The 3,572-nt window shown below is 54.6% G+C and carries 2 protein-coding genes and 2 pseudogenes; all 4 read left to right on the top strand.

From position 1 onward, the window contains the following. Positions 1-252, top strand: a pseudogene (locus MVK60_RS02705) (hypothetical protein); the annotation flags it as partial. 2 nt (positions 253-254) lie between these two features. After that, positions 255-2,408, top strand: a complete 2,154-nt coding sequence (locus tag MVK60_RS02700) for a proton-conducting transporter membrane subunit (protein WP_297436204.1) — start codon at positions 255-257, stop codon at positions 2,406-2,408. After that, positions 2,405-3,325, top strand: coding sequence for an NADH-quinone oxidoreductase subunit H (locus MVK60_RS02695; RefSeq protein ID WP_297436202.1), 921 nt, complete (start codon positions 2,405-2,407; stop codon positions 3,323-3,325). Before MVK60_RS02700 ends, MVK60_RS02695 begins: the two co-directional genes overlap by 4 nt. After that, positions 3,322-3,572 (top strand): annotated as a pseudogene (locus MVK60_RS02690) (hypothetical protein); the annotation flags it as partial. The gene MVK60_RS02695 and the pseudogene MVK60_RS02690, both read left to right, overlap by 4 nt.

Here is a 3,572-nt window from a genome sequence, read left to right as displayed (position 1 = left end):
CTCTTCCTCAACAAACTCAACGTCATCAAAACCCTCCTCACCGTAAAACCGGTTTTGGCATACTTCGTAGCAATAGAATGGGTGATAGCCTTCATACTGTTCCTCAGGGTGATACACAAATACATCCTCAGCGAAGGTGAGCCCGAACCAAAGAGAAAGCTCGCCGGCAGTATAACCCTGGCCGTTTTAATACTGCTCGTGCTCAGCATGGTGAGCCAGTTAATAGCAAACTACATCTGGATGAGGTGGTGAAGATGGAGGGGCTCTTTACAGCTGCCGTAATCCTGTTCCTGCTTTCAATCCCCGCATCGCTGGTATTCAAGAGGAACTACAGCCTTTCAATAAGCATAGGTCACGTCTTCACGGGGCTGGCCTCGCTCTCGCTCTTAGCGTTCACCGTCCAGGCGATACCCCAAGTCATCGGCGGAAAGGTCATAGAATTCACCTATGACCTTGGAGTGGCAAGGATACCCTTCCAGATCGATGGGCTGTCACTGATACTGTGCTTTGTGCTGGCCGTGCTCGGACTCGCGACATCAATCTACTCCCCGGCCTATATGGAGTTTTACAGAAAGTTCGGCAGGGGATGGCTTTACATAGCTTTATACTCGGCCTTCGTGCTGTCAATGATACTCATCGTTACCACCTCCAACCTGCTCTGGTTCCTCTTCCTCTGGGAGGTCATGACCCTTGCCTCTTACGTGCTCATGGTGTGGGAGCACGACGAGGAGTTCGTCAGAAAAGCCGGCTGGAAGTACTTCGTGACCATGCACCTGACGAGCACGTTACCCCTCGTCATAGCCGTTGCCCTAATCTACGCGAAGGCCGGCTCCATAGCGGGCCTTGACTTTGACTCGATAAAGGCGATGCACCTCGGCGGAATCTACTACCTCCTCTTCCTGCTCGGCTTTGGAAGCAAAGCAGGTGCCGTTCCAATACACTTCTGGCTTCCGGATGCTCACCCCGCTGCTCCAAGCAACATCTCTGCCCTGATGAGTGGCGTCATGATTAAGGTCGCCGTTTACGGGCTCATAAGGACGGCCTGCTTCCTCCTCGGACTTAACTACACCTTTGGATTGATCGTGGCCATAATAGGAACCATCAGCTTAACCGTTGGAACGCTCTACGCCCTGAAGCAGACCGATGCGAAGAGGCTCTTGGCCTACCACAGCGTTGGCCAGATGGGCTACATATGGCTTGGGATAGGAGTCGGCATGGCGTTCCTTGCCAAGGGTGGAACCTACGCGCCCTTCGGCGCCGTTGCCCTCGCTGCCGGTCTTTTCCACCTCGTCAACCACGCGCTGTTCAAGGGGCTTCTCTTCCTCTCGGCAGGTTCGATACTCTACAGGACGCACAGCAGGGACCTGAACAGGCTCAAAGGGCTCGCGAGGGTTATGCCGTTTACAGCTATCTTCACCTTCATCGCCGCCATGTCAATAGCGGGAACGCCGCCCTTCAACGGTTTCATGAGCAAGTGGCTGATTTACCAGTCCACGTTCCTCTCGGGGAACGGTCTCATCGTCTTCCTTGGAGTCATGGCCCTCTTCATCAGCGCTGCAACGCTCGCCTCGTTCCTCAAGTTCTACACGACGGCCTTTGGCGGTGAGCCCGAAGACATAACGGCCAGCGCAAGAGAAGTTCCCTTCCCGATGCTCCTCGGAAAGGGACTGTTAGCTTCGCTCTGTCTCCTCCTCGGACTTGTGTCGGGCTTAATCCTCCCGCTCCTCCTCAGCCCCGGCGAGGCCCTCTCGGGAGTGAAGGCATCACTATCAACGAACTACTGGCTGGTGACGGTAAAACCGCTCGGCGGAACCGAGAGCTACTTTAAACCGGTGCTGTTCGTCGTAGCCTTCACCTTCGTTGTGCTCGCAATGTACCTCGCGTTCCCACCGAAAGGACGGGTGAGCGAGCCCTGGCGCCTCGGCGAGCCGGTAACGAGAAGGGACTACAAGTTCAAGGCGGTTAACTACTACGAGCCCTTCGAGGAGTACATACACGGCCTCTACCATCTCGGCGAGGAGCTGAGCCACATCGGAGGAAAGATTACCGGGGAGGTGGGAAATGCATACTTTGGCATCTCAATCTTGCTCCACACATCTGGTGATAAAATTGGGAGCATTGTCAGTGCAATAGCCAATAGAGGAATTGCCGGAGGATATTTTGCCCTCTCAACATTCCTCAGCAGGCTTGGAAGTGCCTTTGGAGGCATCATAGTCGCCATCGGGAGGAAGTACACATCTCTCGGTGAGCTGTACCTTGATGAGACGTTCCTCTGCCCGCTCGTCAAGATAGCGAGGAACCTTGGCTTTGTCTTGGATGAAGGCTTTAGCAGACCCAACGGGCCGTTCACTCTGGCGCTGATAGTGCTTGGAATTATGGTGATAATACTCGCGGGGTGGGGACTATGATTGAAAAGGTAATCTACTCGGTAGTCGCGCTGATAATACTCGCCTTCCTTCCGCCGCTCCTTGACGGAATAAGCAGAAAAATCAAGGCAATCCTCCAGGAAAGGCAGGGCCCCTCGGTGTTCCAGACCTACAGCGACCTGTCAAGTTTGCTCTCCATGGAGTCCAACATGCCCACCGACAGGTTAGGCTTTGTTATCGCTCCCTACGTGGCCTTCGCGGCCGCTTTAACCGCCGGCCTCGTCCTTCCCTTCGGAGACTTCGTGCCGATAGTGTTCACCGGAGACATCTTCGTATTCCTCTACGTGCTGGCGATATCTTCTATAGCCTTCATGATGGCCGGTTTCCTCGTTGAGAACACCTATGCAAATGCAGGCGCCAACAGGGAGATGATGATAATCCTCAGCATCGAGCCGGTCCTCGGAATAGCCCTCGGTGTGTTCGCGCTCCATACCGGCTCGCTCTCGATAAGCGGCATTGCCACAAGTTTGAGCCTCGCGCCGTCCGTGTTGCTTGGAATGGCCCTCTTCGCCTACGCGGTCTACACGGAGTGCGCCTTCATACCCTTTGACGTGGCCGAGGCAGAGACGGAGATAATTGAAGGACCCCTGGCAGAGTACAGCGGAAGGCTCCTTGGAATCTTCAAGTGGGCGATGCTCGTCAAGAGGGTCGTTCTCATATGGCTCTTCAGCGCGGTGCTCCTCTTCCCGACGCTCGGAAGGGTCATCGACTTCACAACACCACTTGGGAGCGCGGTAATGCTCCTTGCACAGCTCTTCATGCTGGTTGTGTTCTACGCGATGTCAGCAGTCATTGAGGCCACAACGGGCAGGATGAAAATAATCCAGGTCATCAGGCAGAACACGCTCGTGTTTGCGGTTGGAATAGTTGTTCTTGCAATTGCCTCCATGGGGTGGTGAAAATGGTGGAAGCTCACGCCGCTAACCTTCATAGTGAGACGAAAATGAAGCACGGGGATGAAAAGGCAGTTGTCAACCGCGAGTACCTTGACAAGCTCGTGGAGAGGTTTAAAGACGTCATAAGCGAGGTGAAGCAGATAGCCTACAACCAGTGGGTTGTCGTTACCGACAGGGAGAACCTTCCGAAGCTCGTCCTCTGGTGGCTTGAGGAGTCCGGCTTCCCCGAGACTCAGCTTTCAACCATGGT

It is taken from the genome of Thermococcus sp., assembly GCF_026988555.1.
Lineage (GTDB): Archaea > Methanobacteriota_B > Thermococci > Thermococcales > Thermococcaceae > Thermococcus.
This window is presented reverse-complemented; position numbering and strand designations above follow the sequence as displayed.

Bases quoted from the DNA above. Each gene is read 5' to 3' on its own strand.
- MVK60_RS02700 (WP_297436204.1), top strand. From the start codon at position 255: ATGGAGGGGCTCTTTACAGCTGCCGTAATCCTGTTCCTGCTTTCAATC.
- MVK60_RS02695 (WP_297436202.1), top strand. From the start codon at position 2,405: ATGATTGAAAAGGTAATCTACTCGGTAGTCGCGCTGATAATACTCGCC.